Origin of the sequence: Salinivibrio sp. PR932, from assembly GCF_001996125.1 — a bacterium.
Classification (GTDB): Bacteria; Pseudomonadota; Gammaproteobacteria; order Enterobacterales; family Vibrionaceae; genus Salinivibrio; species Salinivibrio proteolyticus.
In genome coordinates this window covers 20,116-39,075 of the sequence record NZ_MUFM01000033.1, presented here as the reverse complement: position 1 = coordinate 39,075, position 18,960 = coordinate 20,116, and the positions used below count along the sequence as shown (strand labels likewise).

The following is an 18,960-nucleotide window of genomic DNA, read 5'->3' as shown; positions in this document are numbered from 1 at the left end:
GATCTGATCTACTGATCCATGAGGCGATTTTTATTTAAGTGTTTGTTTATTAGAGTTTTATTTTTTGACACCCTCGAAAGCATGATCAACACAAGGTCGGAGGCATGATCAACATATGTCACCAACGATGATCATGTAATGCCCGTATCAATGATCATCAATGGCGCGAAGCGATGATCATCAATCGATTGAAACTATGATCATGGCCCACACACACTTTATCCACAGGCAAGTATTACCTTGTGTGATTATCCTAGCCAAAATACGTGGGATAGCGGCTGTTTATGGTATGGAACTATGATCAAGCTAGCGTCATTTCCAGCTTTCCCGGTCAATATTGGTGAGATTGTCACCAGACGAGGACGGATAGGGAGCGTTTGGTCTTAAAATTGAAATGACATTCACAGTAGATTAGCGAGGCTGAGATATGTGTCCGACTTGCGGAACAATGATCATGATGGCGATCGTGCTGTTGGATCGTATACGTAGCGATGACTGTGAGCCTAGTGTAGCCGCGGAATGGTGATACGATCCTTTGCGATCCCTTGCTGTATCTGACATTCACCGTATTTTAGCCATCTAGCTTCATCGTTCCGGTTAGAATAGGGAAGAGTCCGTTTGTTATGGTTCACTTGATCATTTTTCCGTGTTCAGCGGTGTTGTTGAGCGTCCATTTGCCGACAAATTCAACGGATATGTCACTTGATCATCGTTCCTTAACAGGGACACTGATAGCGCAAGCATGATCAAGGTTACTACGTTTTACATCGCATCTGCCTTGATCATGTTTTCGGGAAAAATGATCAAAAGCCATGTTAAAGGTTACTAATAGTATCAAGCGAGGTAGAAAGGTGACTCGTGGAGTATCGTCAGACAGACAATTAAGATTGAAATGACACTATCCGTAATTTGTCCATCATGAAATAGGCTTCCGTGAAGTTGTTTCCGTTTACATTGTAAATAAGTGACACTGTGACATTTTTAATGTTTGGCGTTTGTCCTACAATCAATCGCAAGATTATGGCGGCAAAACTGCCCTTATATTCGCTGGAATAACAATTGTGAGCAGGATCTTTATTTGATTGCTATCTGTTCAGCTTTTTATTGTGTTTACTTCTTAGTGCTGTACAATCGCCAATTATTCCTCATGATGGCGAAAAGAAGATGGATAGGGAAAAGACGATTGAAAACCTTCGCAATATCGCTGCGCAGACGAAACAAGTTCAGTCTGATCGCGTCGAAATTGTGATGGAAGAGCGACATGATCAGTTGTTTCCACCAATGTCAAAAGCGTTGATGGAAACCCGATCTGGCTTAACCCGTCGTAAGCTAGATGAAGCAATTTCTCGTATGGAGCAGCAAGGGCATCAGTTCACCAAGAACAATGCAAACCACTACTCGATTACCTTAGATGAAGCTCATAAAATCATGGACGCGGCCAATGTCCCCTCTTTTCATGAGCGTAAGGGAAAAGCCCATAAGCCGTGGGTGATTAACATCCAGAACCAGAAAGGCGGAACGGGTAAATCAATGAGTGCGGTGCACCTCGCGGCCTGTATGGCATTAAACTTGGAAAAGCGCTATCGCATTTGTTTAATTGACCTTGACCCTCAAGGATCGTTGCGTCTATTCCTTAATCCACAAATCAGCCTGACGGAACAGGAAGGGATTTATTCGGCGGTCGATGTCATGCTGGATAATACCCCCCAAGCGGCAGATAAAGATTTTATGATGCGTAATGTCTTGCTGCCGACGCAATATCCAAACTTAAAAACCATGGCTGCCTTTCCTGAAGATGCCATGTTCAACGCAGAAGCTTGGCAAGCATTGGCAAGCAGTCAGTCGCTCGATGTCGTCGAATTGCTCAAAGAGAAGGTTATTGACCCTATCAGTGATGAGTTCGACGTGATCATGATTGATACGGGCCCGCACATCGATCCCCTCGTTTGGAATGCGATGTATGCGTCGAATGCGTTGGTGATCCCGTGTGCCGCCAAGCGTTTAGATTGGGCATCAACGGTAAACTTTTTCCAGCACTTACCTCAAGTGTATGAAATGTTCCCTGAAGATTGGCATGGTCTCGAGTTTGTGCGCTTGATGCCAACTATGTTTGAAGATGACAATAAAAAGCAAATTTCAGTGTTGACTGAAATGAACTACCTTTTGGGTGACCAAGTGATGATGGCGACGATTCCACGAAGCCGCGCGTTTGAGACCTGTGCAGATACGTATAGCACTGTTTTTGATTTGACCTCGCAAGACTTTGAGGGAGGTAAGAAGACGCTATCAACTGCGCAAGAAGCGGTGCATCGTGTTGGGCTTGAGCTTGAGCGCGTGCTACATAGTCACTGGGCATTGCTCAATCAGGAGTGATAAATAAAAATGGCGATTAAAACTTCCGATTTGAATGCACGTTTGTTTGCTAAGGCCGATAAGCGACGCGCAACCACCACGCAAGAAGCGCAAAAAGCGGCTAGCGAAAAAGCAGCGGTGATTGAGCTGGCCGTGGCCGGTGAACATACTGTTGAATTTGAGTTAATTAAAGTACCGGCGGCAGATATCGCCGAGAAAACCACGGTATTTGATAAGAACGCGCGAGAGCAGTCGTTTCTTAATGAGCTCGCGCTATCCGATATTCTCACCACGCTCAAAGACCGCGGTCAGCAATACCCCGCGGTGGGACGTTGGTTAGATGATGGACGCATTGAGGTATTGGACGGTAGCCGCCGTCGCATGTCGTGCTTGATTGCAGAGCAAGACTTCCTCGTTTATGTCGCGAAAGGTATCAGTACGCGTCATGCAAAATTTCTCTCCGATGTTGCCAATGCGCATAAGCCTCTGTCGCTGTATGAGCGAGGCAAAGAGATGCAAGCTATGTTGGATAGTGGCGAAGTGGCTGATCAAAAAGCGCTGGCGACCGTCTGTCAGTGCAGTGAAGCATTGGTCAGTGGTGCGTTGAAAGCCGCTGCCCTACCCTTACCATTACTGCAAGCCTATCCGAGTGTCGCCGAACTTGGCCGTCCGACCATAGTGAAGTTACATCGCTTGTTCTTTGGCTTAGACGACAGTCAACAGCAGGCACTATTGGATAAACTGGGAAATACCCCGTTGTGGCAAAAAGTGGATGCGCAGGGCGTGACGCGTATTACCCGAGAAGTAACCTTGCATATTGAGCAATTCAAGGATGAGTTAGTTGCGCCAAAAGCGAAGCAAAAAGAGCAATCAACGACCTTAGTGGAAGGCCGTGCGGCGTATCGACGCAAAGGCAGTAGTTTAAGTATCAACCTTAAAAAGATTGATGATCAGCAAGCCGAACGTATTCTTGCATTGATTAAAGAGCAGCTCGATAACGCATAAGCCTCGACCTCACGATTGAATATCGGCACGCATTGCGTGCCGTTTTTTTTGCTTTCAGTTATGATCAGCCTATTGTTTGCTACTCGATTAGGCACTTCATGTCGGCCACTTCTCTGTTGTCCCAGTTTTTCTCTCAACTCATTGAAACAGCCCAAGCCCGCTCGCATCGTCAACTGGTGGTCTCAGAGCGGTCGGTGGCTGAGACTCTCTTAGCGTTAGGAGAAGCGTCAGTGCGTCGCGTAGGAAGTCAGGATCTCCCAGATGCCATCAGCTGGCGGCAAACCAAACAATGGTTGGGGCAAGAGTGTGGCCACCTGTTGGTAGACGTTGATGATAAATTTAATAGCGAGGCTTTCTGTGCCATCAGTGGTTGCTGTCGAGCCGGTTCACTGATCATCTTACAGGTGGCTGACGATGTGGCGACCTTACCGTTATCGGTCAGAAGAATGCTTGGGCTTTTGCAAAATACGGATAGTGTGGCTTGGATTTCACATCAAGGCTGGCGGGCGCCCACCCTTCCGCCTTTATCCGACGTATCTCATCTCGTTTCACAACAGGATGCAATTAACGGATTAAAAAAAGTGGTAACTGGGCATCGCCGTCGCCCCTTATTGCTGACCGCGGATCGTGGGCGTGGCAAATCCGCGGCGATGGGAATGGCGGCAGCGCAGTTAGCCTTACAAGCACCGCGACAAATTGTGGTGACGTCGCCAACTCCCGCCAATGTCACTACCTTGTTTGCCCATGCCAAGCGTCAGCTTGGCATCATGGAGGTGAATGGACTCGATGTTGGTGTTGAAGGTAGTCGTATTCGCTTTGTCGCGCCAGATGCGTTGCTGCGAGAATGCCCCGACGCCGATCTTCTCTTAGTTGATGAGGCGGCAGCCATTCCACTACCGATGCTTAGTCAGATCCTTCGTCAGTATAGCCGTGTCGCCATTGCCAGTACCGAGCATGGTTATGAAGGAACGGGTCGCGCTTTTACGCTTAGATTACGCGCCCTCCTCGATGAAGAGCAGCCACAGTGGCGCTCTCTCACCCTAACCGAACCCATGCGTTGGGCCGAAGGCGATCCGGTAGAGACCTGTCTGAATCAGCTTTTCCTACTCAATGTAGCTCACGATGTGATACCACCAAAGGTGGAACCGTCTGCGGATAGCGCTGTGCAGTTTAAAACGCTCAGCGCTGAACATTTATTCCATCATGAACAAGAGTTGGTCACGCTATTTTCTTTATTGATGACGGCCCATTATCAAACATCGCCCAATGATTTAGCCTTGTTGCTTGATGATGATAGTTTGCATATCGTCGTTGCCAAGCAAGGTGAACATACGATTGGCGTTGTGGTGGTGGCGGAAGAGGGAGGTTTTTCAACTCCGTTAAGTGAGGCAGTGATTGCAGGCACTCGCCGTATTCGCGGGCACTTACTGGCACAATCATTGGCGACTCACCTTGGAGACAAGAAGGTGTTAGAGAACAAGCTATGGCGTATTCAGCGCATTGCGGTCGCTCCTGAATGGCGTCGGCACGGTGTAGCAAGTGGACTACTGACGCATCTTCAACAGCAAGCCGCGAAAGAAAATATAACCTGTATAGGCACCAGTTTTGGGGCGACAAAGGCCCTTATTCACTTTTGGCAGAAGCAGGGTTTTGAACCGGTCAAACTTGGCATCAAGCGCGACCAGGCTAGCGGATGTTACTCATTGCAGTTAATTCGGCCGGTAAAGACGATGACATGGATGAAAGAAGCCGCGACGCTTTTTCAGCAAAGCTTGCCCGTTTTATTGATGAGCGCACACCAGAATTTGGAGCCGGATATTGCGGCGACACTAGTCGCATTCATGCCCGCTCGTCGGCTAACCAACGCGGAGGCTCGTCAAGTGCAGGGGTATGCGGCCGGCGGTGTTGCCACTGAAGCGGCGATTGGGAGTTTGCAAGCCTGGACTCGGTGGACATTTCAGTCAACGTCGCCTGTCGAGTGGGATTGGCGCGAGGCGCTATTAACCAGTAAAGTCCTACAAGGCCTTTCTTGGCAAACTGTCTGTGCTCGGTTTAATCTGTCAGGTAAGAAGGCGGCAGAGAAAGCCCTGCGTGATTACGTGGCTTTTCGATTGGATAATTAGCCCCTATTTACAGTGTAAATTTGACTTCATACCGCTGCCCCTATTTACACTGTAAATCATTGCCAAAACGCGATGCCTACGCTCAGCTTTAACGGTGACAAAGATACCTTCGCGCTAGATAGCATCTATTCTGGCCCGAGTCAGTGATATGCAATAAGGCGTATGCACCTCACCGCATCCTCACACTTTTTTATGATAAACGCTTACTACCTCACGCTTTTAGACGTGACCCCACTTCCATGTGTGCCAAAAGCCCTATAATTTATTATTAATGAGACAATTGCGCGCGGCTGCGTTTAATGTCAGCTAGTTTATAAGAAGCTACCTGAAAGATGTCGCCTCGATGAAGGTTTAAACCAATGACGAGGATTGTTTCGCGTTGACGATATCGTTTCCAAAAGGACTTAATAGGCAGGGACCAAGATGCTAGACGAAATCCTACGTATATCGCAGGATGGACAACGAGTATATCTATCAATAGGCGGGCGTCATCCAGATGATGAGCCGATTGATAAACATCAAATCAAAGACTGGTTGGTTGCCAACCAGGTCGGTAGTTTCTTTTGCTTTGACGATACGATTCAATCAGCGCTCGCAAAACTCAATGACAGCACAGAGCACGATGAGTCTGAAGAAATCATTATCGCAGAAAGTCGTGATGCGACAGTCGAAGCACGTATTGCTGACGATAAAATGACAGCCTATCTGGTCGTGAATGGTGCCTGTGGGGGGAACGGTCTTAAAGCAAATGACATACTTTCGACGTTGCGTGAAGCCAACATTGTGCGTGGTATTAAAAAACCTACCTTACAAAAACTCCTCTCAGCTTCCGGCCGCTTAAAGCCGGGTGAATATCTAGATGTCCCGGTTGCGTTTGGTCGTCAGCCAGTGCCCGGTGAAGATGCCCATATCGTTTATTTAATTGAAGATCCCGCCGACCGCGTTCGTCGACCAAGAGAGCGTGATGACGGGCGAGTCGACATGCGTGATCTCGGTGAGATGGTGATGGTGAAAAATGGTCAGCCGCTCGCCAAGCTGGTGCCTGAAACCGCCGGTTACGAAGGCTTCACCGTGACGGGTTCAGTATTACCGACCACTCCGGGCAAACCCATGACGCTTAATGCGCATGATGGTAGTGAATTTAGTAATAAAGACCCTAATATCTTGGTGGCAACCATGGCAGGTATCCCGCGTTTATTGGATGACGGTGTTGCGGTGGATGATGCCTTGAGTTTGGACGCGGTCGATGTGGGGACGGGGCACGTTAATTTTGAAGGGAGTGTGGTGATTAAAGGCGACGTCGAAGTTGGAATGAAAGTAACCGCAACCGGCACGGTTACCGTCGGTGGTGTGGTTGAGTCATGCACCATTACGGCAGGCGGAGACATTATCGTACAAAATGGCATTATCGGCCGCCAAGTCGCCTCTGACTCAGAAATCAATTGTACTCTCGTGGCTGAAGGCAACATCGTAGCTAAGTTTGCGCAGTATGCCACCTTGTGTGCCAACCATAATCTCGAACTCACGCTGCATGCGATGCATTGCCAAACCCATGTGGGGAAATCTCTGATAATTGCCGATGCCACCAAACGAAAAGGGACACTTGCAGGGGGTAAACACGAAGTGGGTGAAAAAGTTGAGGCGGTGATCATCGGGGCGAGTGCAGGGGCACACACATATATTCATTGCTTCTCACGCTTGGCGTTATTGAAACGTGAAGTGGTCGATCTCAATAAACAATGGGAAGAGAAAAAAGCGCAACTTAACCGCATTAAAGCTGCAGAAGCGAAACTTGAAGCTTTACCGGCTCAAAAGCGTGATGCGGCGATGGTAGAGCGTATTACCACCACGCGCGATCATCTTTTTGAAGAAATAGACAGCATTGAGTATGAGATTGAAGTAACGGATGCACAAATTGCGGCGGGCTACCGAGAGGCAACAATTGTCGCGACCAAGTCTCTTCTGAGTCGCGTGCATTGCACTATTGGGGAAGAAAAGCATTCTGTCGACTCTGAGCACGGTCCTTCTATTTTGATGTATGAGAATACAAAAATTCAGCTTAAACCTTATCAAGCGAAAGCTTAATCGCGAGTTTACACTGTAAACTGGTTAACTCACCTTCCTTATTTTCCCTTCTTTTAATGCTTGTAAAACGGCCTTCTTCGGCCCATCAGCAACCACGCATCCTTGTTCCATCACAATGATGCGATCAACCACATCGAGCATACCGGTTTTATGGGTATTCAGAATTAGCGTCTCCTCCCGGCGAAGGTCTTTGAGCTGGGTCTTAATGAACTGCTCGGTGCGGTTATCCATCTGACTGGTGGGTTCATCCAAAATAATCACGGGTGGTCGGCCTAACAGCGCGCGTGCGAGCGCGACAGCTTGTCGCTGCCCCCCTGACAACAATGCTCCACCTTCACCCACTTGACGCTCTAAACCGGCTGAATCGTATTGGGTGAATGCGAGGACTCCCGCTCGTGTCGCTGCATCCATAATATCGATATCGTCGGCAAGTGACTGCCCAAGAGTAATATTGTCACGAATTGAACCATAGAAGAGAGTCGGCTCCTGAGGCACAAAACCGACGTTACGACGTACATCAATGTAATGGAGCTGGGAAATGTCAGTGTCATCAAAAGCCACTGACCCCGACGTCGGTTGATAGAGCCCCACCAACAAGCGTGCGATGGTTGTTTTCCCAGAGCCCACTCGGCCGATGATTGCGACTTTTTCTCCAGGGTAAATGGTAAACGAGACGCGACGCAGTGCTTGAGAGGTGGCGTTGGGGTAGTGGAAGTCAACGTTATCAAGCTCGACTTTACCACGCATCATCGGACGATGAATGTAGCGTTTTCCCTCCACTTGCTCTGTGGGAAGGGCCATGAGCTGTTCGATAATATCTAGTGCGGATTTAGCTTGGTGATAGCGCGTTGACAGTAAAGAAAGCTGAACCAGGGGGCCGACTGCGCGAGAGCTGAGCATGCTGGCTGCTATCAGTCCGCCCATGGTCAAGGCGCCTTCCGCGATTTGATAGACACCAAACACTATCATACTGACCACGACAAACTGTTGGACAAAGCTTGCAGAGTTGTGGACGGAATCGGTCAAGCGTCGAGTTTTGATGCTCCAATTCGCCATATGCGCCACGGCTTCTTCCCAGCGGTATTGAAACTGGCTTTCGGCACCAAAAATCTTAATCGTTTCTAGGCCTACGAGGCTTTCAATCAGGTTGGCATTCTTTTGGGACGATAAACGCGTGCCTTCTTCAATTGTGCGCCGTAGCGGTTTTTGAATCAGCATGGCGTGGATAATAAGCAAGGAGACCGCAATCAGGGGCACAATCACCAGAGGACCTGCGACCAGCCAAATGACGAAGAGAAAAATCAACGCAAAGGGGAGGTCGATGAGCGTTGAAATGGAGGCAGAGGTAAAGAATTCTCGGATAGACTCAAATTCTTGCATATGCCTTGCAAACGCGCCTACGGACGGCGGCCGTGCTTCCATCTTGATCCCAATCACTTTGGCGTAGATACGTGAAGAGATCAGCAAGTCAGTTTTCTTACCCGATATATCAATAAAGTAACTGCGCAGGAGTTTGAGCAAGAGGTCAAAAACGAAAATGACGAATATGCCACTCGCCAGCACCCAGAGGGAATCAAACGCAAGGTTTGGGACTATCTTGTCGTAAACCAGCCGTGAAAATAACGGTACGCTGATGGCAAATACGTTGATGAATAGAGAGGCAATCAGCACATCGCGATAGATGTGGCGAGACTGCCAAAGTGTGCCCCAAAACCAATGGCCTTCATCTTTTACTTGCGCTTTTGGAGAGCGCTCATCATATCGAAATTGTTTTTTAAGTAAGAAAAGCCGTCCGACATAGGCGTCATTGAGATCATTTAGCATCACCCATTGAGGGGTCATATCCGCGTGAGGTAGAACAATCTCTGCTTGGCCTGCCTCTAAATCTAATCCCAGCAAGACGCACGCATCGTTATCTTTCATCAACAAAATGGCAGGGCAAAGCAGAGGCGAGACATCTTTGATGGCCATGGTTTCTTCTTTGGCAACAATGCCAGCGCGCTCGGCGGCGCGCGGAAGGAGAAAGGGCGATAGATAACCATCTGAAATGGGTAAGCCCGACACCAATGCGTCTGGTGAATTCGCGTTACCGAAATAACGCGACACATAGATGAGAGATTGTAGCAGCGGATCTTTAACCATTGCTGTCCTTAGATTTCTCGAAGATATAGCCTTGGAAGCCGTTCACGAATAACTCAGAAAGGCGAGCAAGCTGTGCTTCAGTTTCGACCCGTGTTGCTATGGTAGTGATGTTGAGATTGTGGGCCGTTCGACACACTGACGCCAACACATGTCCCTGAGCATCGTCATCGATATTATTGGTATAGGCAAAATCGATTTTCACGTAATCAGGCTTGAAGCGTTGCAAGTAATCGAGTGACTGGAAGTTACGCCCGTAGTTATCCACCCCAAATTGGAAACCCGCTTGGCGAATCTGATCCGTGAGCAGACTGGTGTGGTCGGCATGGCGTACAAAGGCCACTTCCGGGATTTCAAACAACAGACGACCGGCAAGTCCTCTGTTTTGGTACATGGCGCTGCCTAACCAACGGATAAAGGATGCATTGGTGATACTGCTTAGGGTTAAGTTAACCGCCAATGGGCCGGCACTCTTATCTTGAGCGAGGGTTTTCATAATGTGGGTGATCACATATTTATCTAAGGTCTCACCCAGCTGAAGTTGCTCTACTGCCCCCAAGAAGTGGCCTGCGCCGTAGTATTCGCCGTCTTTTTCAATCGCTGAGAAGACCTCTTGGTGGAGCAGTTTTGAGGTGCTGTCACTGACAGACTGAAACTTAAATACAAAGAGCTCTTTCGCCACCGCTTCATGAAGGAGTGCTTTCCATTGCTGTTTACCCATCGCCGCATCCCCCATCGACTGGTCAATCAGCACCACAGGGTGATCGGGGGTGTTTCGTGCTTGAGAAAGCGCATTATCGGCTTGCGAGAGCAAGATACTGGCGTCACGGTTCCCGCCGCCATTCACGGCTAAACCGACAGCCACTTTCGGGGGTGTGAGCCCCATAGGATCGGCTTGCATATCGACCACCATTGCTAGCACACTTTCACCGAGTAAACGCAGATCATCGGCATCGGTATTGGGCGCTAAGATCACAAACTCGTCCTTGCTCAAACGGGCCGCTGTCATGCTGTCATCGGTAATAATGGTAGTGGTGAGATTATTGGCAAAACGTTCCACCAAGTTATCACCCGCTTCGAACCCTTGTTTTTTGTACGCTTCACTGATCAGATCAACCTTAATCAGTGCCATCCCGCCAACGCCCGATTCGGTGAGCCAAGATTTAAGTTGGCCAACGTAAAAGCTACGGTTACCGAGCCCAGAAACAGGATCGCGGTAAGCGGTTTTACGTAATCGGTCGGCCTCTTTGGCTTGTTGCTCAAAATAGCTTTTCAGCTGTTCGGTCATGACATTGATGGCCCTAACCACGGTTTTTAATTCAATGGTTGGGGGAAGGGGAATAGGGTCGCCAAATCGGTTCTTAGCAATCTCGCCTGCTTTTTGGGTGATGCGAGCCAAGGGCTTGAGAGAGCGGCGCAATTGCCAGCCGATCACGACCGATGCGATCAGAAAAATGACCGCCATACTCGACCCCAATTGCACAAACGACTTCCACAATTGTTTGTAGGCATAGCCTGGATGGGCCACCACCTCCACTTCTGCCAATTGCATCCAGCCACTAGTAATGGTTTGCTTTTCCGTAATCACCGGAAAAATATCGAGGTCGATAAACCATTGCGGGACACCTTGAATTTGAACCGGATATTCGCGCACAATTTCGCTGTTGTCGGAAAGCAACGTGAGGTTAACCTCACGGTAAAAGCCACCGTCAAAAAACGCATTGATCACGGATTCGGCCGCCACCTTATCGTCTGATTCCAAGTAAGGGGCGAGGGCCAAGCCCATCGAGTTCACGGTATTGTTCACATCTGCGGTTTGCTGGTTGAGCAAAAAGTTGCGCGTGGTGTTGAGCTCGATACCGAACACCGACAACACCAAGAAGAAGAAAATGACCAGCATCCAGGTGAATATTTGGTTGAATAACGTCATAGGTCGTTACCTATCAAAAAGTTTAACGGGTTTTTGCATTTTTAACGTGTCGACGCGGTTACGTAAGTCATTCCATAGTCCGAGTCGTGAGGAGTTACCGGCCAGCTCCCCTTGGCCTCGCTCTTTCATCAGCCACAATCGGCTACCATTAAAGCTGTAGATAGGTAGCAAATCTCGCCGCAATGAAGCGCGTTTTATTTCTGGGTCGAGGTTATCGAGCAACACAGGTTCTGATGACGGTGTGGGATAGTAAGCGACAACCATATGGAACTGATCCAATCGAATCGCTTTGACATACACCAACCGTAGTTTCTTATCATCGACACCGAGTTCTCGCAGTGAGAAATACTTGGCGATACTAAAATCCTCACAATCGCCTGCGCTGGTGCCGAGAAACTCAAGGGGCGTCGCCCAATAGTCTTTTTTTCCCCATAGCTCGATATCATCAACAAAATACAATTGGTTAAAAAAATCATTTACCTGACGCAGCTTTTCTTGCTCCGACAGACTTTGTGTATTCGCGACCATATTGCGCCAGGCCAATACGCGTTTGCCCGCACGCTCACCGTAAAACGCGGAGACCTGCTGGATCCAACGCGATTCAGTGGTAGTCAAGCCGCCGACACTCATCGACAGCAAAATGGTCAATATGGCGACGCCCCATCGCTTCATAGATATAAGGCTCGCTGTACTACTGGGGCCGGCGAGTGAAGATTGTCCACGCTTTCTCTACATCTCCTTTAAAGTTCAACAGCTCTGCACTCACGCGCCGGTCTTGTGGCGCATTCGGATCGGTTTGCGTGGCAAGGGCTTCTCCCAATGCATCAATGTCAATGCGGTTTGGATCAATGCCGGCGCTGACGAGCTCGGCTCTGACCGAACGTGCACGCTCTCGCGATAAGCGTAAATTATACTCAGGCGAGCCAATGGCACTGGCATGGCCGGTTAAACGCACCGACACGCCGGGGTACTGAGTAAGAAAGTCTGCCATAGCCGTTATATCAGTGACATAGTCGGGGCTGACTTTTGCGGTATCATTGGCAAATAGCACCCGCAACGATGTGGCTGGCGTCTCTGACGCTTGAACGGTGGAGTCTGGCTCCACATAACTGGGACACCCTTGATTATCGACTATGGCACCGATTGGCGTTTGTTCACAGCGATCACGCGCATTGATCACGCCATCCTTATCCGCATCGGCAACGTCGTGTTTTTGCAGGGCCACCGGCGGTGCCATAATGGCATAACCGCAGCCACTGAGGAGGCTGATACACACAGCGTAAAATAGGACTCGCATCATTTGTGGTCCTCCGCGTTGACTTGCCATTCGGCAGGTATCGTCACCCGCAAGGCGTTCAATAGGTTGCCGGTGTTATTTAATAGCCGGTATTGCGCTAAGAGATGATCAAAGTTCGCGTCAAGGTAAGCGCGACGCGCTTCAAACAACTCGTTTTCTGTGTTGAGCAAGTCCAATAAGGTGCGTCGGCCGATACGAAACTGTTTTTCATAGGCCAGCACTGTATCAGAGGCCGCATCCACTTGTTGTTGGAGAAACACTTTTTGTTGGGTGGTTAGCTGGTAGGCGCTCCATGCTAAGCGCGTACTTTCTTCCAATTGCCGATAGGCATTTTCAAAGGTGTCGCGTGCGCGATTTACCTCATACGCGCCTCTGCGAATAGTGGCCTGATCGCTCCCTCCATTAAAAAGGTTGTAACGAAAGCGCACCATCGCGCTAAATTCATCACTGGTATCGTTCACCCCACTTACTTGATCAGCCCAAGTTTGACTGACTTCCAAACTGACGTTAGGCAGGTGATTGCCTTTAAATTGCTCGTATTGAGCGCGAGCCGCCTCAATGTCGTATCGTGCCAGTTTTAACAATGGACTGCGGCTGACGGCTTGCTCTAACGCTGTATCAATGGAGGCCGGTAAGGCAAGGTTATCGACAACGGGTTCAATTGGCTCGTTAGCAGGCTCACCCACGACACGGAAAAACGCAGTAAAGGCATCTTCGAGGTTGGTTTGTGCCGAGAGTAAATTTGCGTTGGCACGCGCGACACGTGCCTCGACTTGGGATAAGTCAGCCGTTGACCCGATTCCAGACTCCGCGCGGCGACGAATATCAGAGAGAATTTGCTCATGCACAGCCATATTGGCCTCAGAGAGATCCAATACTTGCTCTGCCTTAAGCACATCCAGATAGACCTCGGCGACTTGCAGGGCTTTGTCTTCAGCATCCGAGAGCAGTTGAAAGCGCTGACTGTTGGCTTCATAACGTGTGCGCCTCACATTGTGTGAGGTTTGCCCATCCCATAACAACTGGCGAAGGCTTAGTGTGGCGTCCTTGCGATCAAAGTCGATATCACCTTGTGCACGGGTGGAGTCATTTTCGATACGCTCATAGCCAATGCCTGCGTCTAAATCGATATCGGGAAGGTAGTCGCCTTCACTGTTTTTCATTCGCTCATGCAAACTCATCAGCTCGTGAAACCCGCCACGCAATTCCGGATCGGTGGCGAGTGTGATCACCACCGCCTGCTCTAATGATTGGCTGTGGGCGGTGGGGAGCAAACTAAGTGCCGCTATGATAGCCGCGCTCATACGTATCCAAACTGGCATCATTTTTCAGTCATCCCTATTCCCGTAATGCCGTGTTTTGTGCCCTAACAATAGGATTAATCAGATAATCAAGGACGCTTCGTTTCCCGGTAATGATGTCAACAGACGCGGTCATCCCGGGAATAATCGGCAGTGTTTCTGCGTCACCGATGTTGTTTTTCTCGGTGCGTACCTTGACCAAATAAAAACTGTTGCCTTCCTCGTCTTGAATGGTATCTGCACTGATGGTTTCTAGCTGACCGTTAAGGCCACCATACACGGTAAAATCGTAGGCGCTAAACTTCACCACTGCTTCCAACCCAGGGCGCAAAAAGGCAATGTCTTGCGGCGCGATTTTGGCCTCAATGAGCAGGTTGTCTTCCGAAGGGACAATTTCAATAATGTCCATCCCCGGCTGAATCACGCCACCGACGGTGTTGACATGTAACTTCTTCACGGTGCCATCAACTGGGGAGGTCACCACGGTGCGTGCGACTCTATCTTGTAGACTCACTTTTCCCTCTGTCATCGAGGCGATTTGCTGTTCGACTTGGTTGAGGGTCTCTTGTTGTTCCGTTCTGAACGTTAATGCGACATCCAAACGTTGGAACACTGCCTCACGCATTGATGACACCACTGAGGGCAATGATAACTGTGCAGAGGATAGCTCACGTTGGGTATCGTTGAGTTGGCGCTGTAGTTTAATTAAGTCAATTTGAGGCACCACCCCTTCTTCGGCGAGAGGGCGAGTAATGTTGAGTTCTTCTTGTGCGAATTCCAAGCTTTGCTCGAGGTTGTCGATGCGTGACTCAAGCTCGATCAGTTCTTGCTCTTTTTGGCGAATTTTTTGTGCCGTCACGTACAGCTGGTTTTGAATATTCGATAGCTGCTCTTGATAACTGGCTTGGGCTTGGTTCACCAGCCCCGGACGAGCTGCGGCCAAGTCGCTGGGGACTTGGAGCGGTTGACGATTGAGAATGATGCTGTCACGCCACTCTTCCAGTGCAGCAGTGTCATTAATTTGTACTGACTCGAGCAATGCGCGAATGCGAATTTCATCGGCGCGCAAGCCATTGAGTTCTTGCTCTCGCTCTCGAAAATCCGACCGGAACAGGGTGTCGTCGATAAGGATTAAACGTTGGCCACGGGCGACTGTATCGCCTTCTTTTACCAACAGTTCTTTAACCAGCCCGCCTTCAAGGTTTTGCACCACTTGCAGTTGCGATGAAGGGATCACTTTTCCTTGCCCGACCGTCACTTTATCGAGTTGCGCTTGAGAGGCCCAAATGGCGGCTGCGATAAGAAACAAAGCGATTGTCCACAACAAGATACGCGCACTTTTGGGCGCGTTTAAGAGCAAAGCTGCTGTTTTATCATCGATGTAATCGAGATGTTCGTCTCTGGGCAATACTGCATGAGACTTATCGCGCCAAGCCATGTCTCTCCCCATGTAGGAAACCGCTCTTAAAAGTTTAGTCTATGCTGCTGATTTTTTGCTTTATTTGTCGGTTTTTGTGCAAAGCGATGTATTACTGCGCGATGGTGATACGAAAGTGCCACTAATATTGGCTACGTTTAAAATTTTCTTTATCTAACTGATACTTGCGCATTTTATCGTAAAGGGTCTTTCTCGCGAGTCCCAATTCTTGTTGTACGTCTTTTAGTCGACCCCCATGTCGACGTAATGCGTCGCTTAGGATCTCAAACTCAAATTGACTGACACGGTCCGTCAGTGTGGGCAATTTAGACTCTGTGGTCGCGGAAGGCGCTGCGTTGTCTAGCCTATCTTCGCCAAGTAGGACCAATCGCTCGGCGTAAGCGCGAAGCTCTCGCACATTGCCCGGCCAGCTGTATTCGCATAAACGTTGTTGTTGTGGCGAAGATAATGTTGGGGCTTCGATGCCATAGCGTGACGCAATAGTTCGCGTAAAGTTCTGAAATAGCGGGATAATGTCATCACAGCGGTCACGCAATGGTGGCATCAACACTTGGCCAGTCAGGAAATGTTGACATAATGCGGGATCGAATTGCTCACGTTGTACCCTCTCGGCCAAATCAAATCGTGATGTGACAATCAGGCGAACCTGACTGGTTTGGGAATGTGCAGGATCATCACGCAGCTGAATATAGCGATGTAACCGTTGCTGGAGAGGGATAGGCAGCGCCTCGATGCCGTCAATCAACAAACAGCCACCATTCGCAGCATGTAATTTCCCAGTTTTATTCGCCCAGTGAGACAACTCGCCACCAAATAACGTTTGCTCCAGCAAATGGGTAGGCAATAAGCGGCATTTGAGGGTAATCAAGGGCGTGTTCTGCCATTTGCCATGGTCGTGAATAAAGCGAGCGGCCAGCTCTTTCCCGGTGCCTTTTTCTCCGACTAGTAATACATCATCGTCTGTTTGCTGGTAGTAGCCCAGCTGACGACGGGCGGATTTCACTTGCGGATGGTTGCCTAAAATGCGCGGGCCGGGGCCACTTTGCGCTGCAAGCTCCTTGCGAAGTTCGCGGTTTTCGAGCACCAGAGCACGTTTGTCATACGCACGTTTTAACACGTCCAACAGATGATCGGTTGAAAAAGGTTTTTCGATAAAATCGTACGCACCCAGCCGCATGGCTTCGACTGCGGTAGAAATATCACCGTGGCCGGTAAGCATGATCACTTGCATCTCACCATCTAGCGCTAATATCGCTTGCAATAGCTGCATACCGTCCATGACGGGCACATTAATATCGGCAATGATAACGCCCGAGAAGTTGGTGGTTAAGGCCGCTAATGCCTCTTGTGCGGTCGCAAACGCGTTGACATGCCAGTCATCAAGGTGCAGTGTCTGCGTAATGGCATCGCGGACCGCTGGCTCATCATCGACCACAATCACCGTCGGTTCCATTATTCACTCTCCTTAGTCGGAACGGGCAGACGAATTATCATGATGGTTCCGCCTGTTGGGTTGGTGTTTGCGATAAGTTGACCATGTAGGCTCTCGAGGATCCGCTTAGAAATCGTCAGCCCAAGCCCGAGTCCTGTTTCTTTAGTAGTAAAAAAGGGTGTAAAAACCTGTGCCAGCGTATCACTATCCATGCCTTTACCATTGTCTATCACACGCAGTTCAAGGCTGCTTGCATCGTGTTGAGTGTCAACCCGAATGCAAGGGTCGGGAGTACTCGATACAGCGTCTATCGCATTGGTGAGCAAGTTGACTAACACTTGCTCGAGCAAGATGGCATCCGCGACAACATAAAGCGGGCTTGAGTGCGAGGGAAGCTGTACAGTGATACCTTGACGAAGCCAGCGGCTTTTGGTCAACGAAACAGCGGCATGAAGTAATGGCACCACATCGAGGGTACCTGTTCGGGTTTGTGATTTTTTTGCGAAGATCTTAAAGCGCGCCACAATGTCATGGATCATTTGAATCAATCCGAGCGTTTTCGCCAAATTATCTTCCACGTCTTGATAGCGTGCTTTGGCCATTAAGCGCTGACTGTTTTCTGTGTAGGTGCGCATGGCCGCAAGTGGTTGATTGATTTCATGGTTGATCCCCGCAGACATCTCTCCAAGGGTCGCCATTTTGGCCGCTTGTACCAATTCTGATTGTGTTTGCTTGAGTACTTGTTGCGTGCGCTCGTATTGATGAAGGGTGTCACGCAATTGCTGGTTGGACGCTTGTAACGATTGTGTACGGCGAGCGACTTTGCGTTCAAGGCTCTGGTTTAATCGTGCAAGCTGGCGCTGAGCAGCAAGACGCTGCCACCATGCTAAGACAATCACAGCGACCAAGAAATAAAACGTGATGAATAGTATAACCGCCTGAAAAACGTAAGGGTAAAGGGTGCTGATCGGGGTAAGTCCATAAAGCTGCCAGTCTGCTTGGCTGATGGTGTGTGTGGTCATCAGCATTGGCTGACGTGCAGAGGCATCTAGCCCCAGGGAAATCACCGTGTTATCTGCTAGCTGACGAGGATGCTGAAACTGGCTCAGTGGGATAAGCGGGGTGTCGCCATAACGCCTCGAGCGTTGAATACTTTGCTTTTGAGGCGTGGGCAGCGTAGTGAGTGTTTGGTACACCCAGTTGGGGTTAGAGCTGTAAAAAATAACCCCTTGCGGATCGGTCAATAGGTAGTCAAAGGTTTGATATTTCCATACTTGTTCGATAATAGACAGGTCAACCTTGATGACGAGCACCCCCAGTAAATCCTGTTGATTTGAGTCACGGACGGGATAGGAAAAATAGTAACCGCGCTTTCCTGAACGAGTTCCCAAGGCATAATAAGCGCCTTTTCCCCCTTTTATCGCTTGTTGGTAATAGGGCCTGTACGCATAGTTTTGACCCACAAAGGAGGCTTGGCTCTGCCAGTTACTTGCCGCGATCGTGGTGCCTTGTGTGTTCAACAAGTAGACGGTGTCGGCTTCAAGACGCGAAGCCCACCGAACTAATAAACGATTGATCTCTACGACTTGCTGTTTGGGCGCCGAATCAGCCAATAAGGTGATTAAGCGTGGATCGGAGGCGAGGACGGCGGGTAGCTCACTGTATCGAGCCAGCTCGGCAGACAGCTTGTCTTCGAGTTGTCGAACATCCTCGCGCATTTGCGCAATTAACTGAAACTTGGTTTCGTTGAAGGTGACAATGCCAACGATCACGGATAAGACCGTGCCGAGTAGGGTCGCTGATAACACAAATTGCGACTTTTTCACCGTCTTGCTCCTTGGTCATTGATCGGAGTCGG

General features: G+C 49.3%; 12 protein-coding genes. 4 read left to right on the top strand and 8 right to left on the bottom strand.

What is annotated here, in order from left to right:
* Positions 1-1,164: 1,164 nt before the first annotated feature.
* From BZG84_RS13645 to BZG84_RS13630, 4 genes are all read left to right on the top strand, one after another.
* Positions 1,165-2,373: a ParA family protein gene (locus BZG84_RS13645; RefSeq protein WP_069586764.1), complete on the top strand. Its 1,209-nt coding sequence runs from the start codon at positions 1,165-1,167 to the stop codon at positions 2,371-2,373.
* A gap of 9 nt (positions 2,374-2,382) precedes the next feature.
* Entirely contained in the window at positions 2,383-3,357 is a 975-nt protein-coding gene (locus BZG84_RS13640; RefSeq protein WP_077678329.1) for a ParB/RepB/Spo0J family partition protein, read from the top strand.
* Positions 3,358-3,455: 98 nt separating this feature from the next.
* On the top strand, positions 3,456-5,480 hold the full coding sequence (locus tag BZG84_RS13635) for a tRNA(Met) cytidine acetyltransferase TmcA (RefSeq protein ID WP_077678328.1): 2,025 nt from the start codon (positions 3,456-3,458) through the stop codon (positions 5,478-5,480).
* Positions 5,481-5,903: 423 nt separating this feature from the next.
* Positions 5,904-7,565: a DUF342 domain-containing protein gene (locus tag BZG84_RS13630; protein ID WP_077662703.1), complete on the top strand. Its 1,662-nt coding sequence runs from the start codon at positions 5,904-5,906 to the stop codon at positions 7,563-7,565.
* Positions 7,566-7,589: 24 nt separating this feature from the next.
* Here the strand turns inward: BZG84_RS13630 and BZG84_RS13625 are convergent, their stop codons facing one another.
* From BZG84_RS13625 to BZG84_RS13590, 8 genes are all read right to left on the bottom strand, one after another.
* Positions 7,590-9,707 (bottom strand): type I secretion system permease/ATPase, encoded by a 2,118-nt coding sequence (locus BZG84_RS13625; RefSeq protein ID WP_077662704.1) that lies wholly within the window; start codon positions 9,705-9,707, stop codon positions 7,590-7,592.
* The gene (locus BZG84_RS13620) at positions 9,700-11,634 is read right to left on the bottom strand and encodes a bifunctional diguanylate cyclase/phosphodiesterase (protein WP_077678327.1); all 1,935 of its coding nucleotides are present in this window, start codon (positions 11,632-11,634) and stop codon (positions 9,700-9,702) included. The genes BZG84_RS13625 and BZG84_RS13620 overlap by 8 nt, the downstream gene beginning before the upstream one ends.
* 6 nt (positions 11,635-11,640) lie before the next feature.
* Positions 11,641-12,306, bottom strand: coding sequence for a transglutaminase-like cysteine peptidase (locus BZG84_RS13615; RefSeq protein ID WP_077479662.1), 666 nt, complete (start codon positions 12,304-12,306; stop codon positions 11,641-11,643).
* Positions 12,307-12,325: 19 nt separating this feature from the next.
* On the bottom strand, positions 12,326-12,934 hold the full coding sequence (locus tag BZG84_RS13610; RefSeq protein ID WP_158011503.1) for an OmpA family protein: 609 nt from the start codon (positions 12,932-12,934) through the stop codon (positions 12,326-12,328).
* Positions 12,931-14,235, bottom strand: coding sequence for a TolC family outer membrane protein (locus tag BZG84_RS13605; RefSeq protein WP_077479665.1), 1,305 nt, complete (start codon positions 14,233-14,235; stop codon positions 12,931-12,933). The genes BZG84_RS13610 and BZG84_RS13605 overlap by 4 nt, the downstream gene beginning before the upstream one ends.
* A 34-nt stretch (positions 14,236-14,269) precedes the next feature.
* A complete protein-coding gene (locus BZG84_RS13600; protein WP_077479660.1) occupies positions 14,270-15,670 on the bottom strand; it encodes an HlyD family type I secretion periplasmic adaptor subunit in 1,401 nt (466 codons plus the stop codon).
* 121 nt (positions 15,671-15,791) lie between these two features.
* Entirely contained in the window at positions 15,792-17,123 is a 1,332-nt protein-coding gene (locus BZG84_RS13595; RefSeq protein WP_077678326.1) for a sigma-54-dependent transcriptional regulator, read from the bottom strand.
* Positions 17,123-18,928, bottom strand: a complete 1,806-nt coding sequence (locus BZG84_RS13590; protein WP_077479658.1) for a sensor histidine kinase — start codon at positions 18,926-18,928, stop codon at positions 17,123-17,125. The genes BZG84_RS13595 and BZG84_RS13590 overlap by 1 nt, the downstream gene beginning before the upstream one ends.
* Positions 18,929-18,960 lie beyond the last annotated feature (32 nt).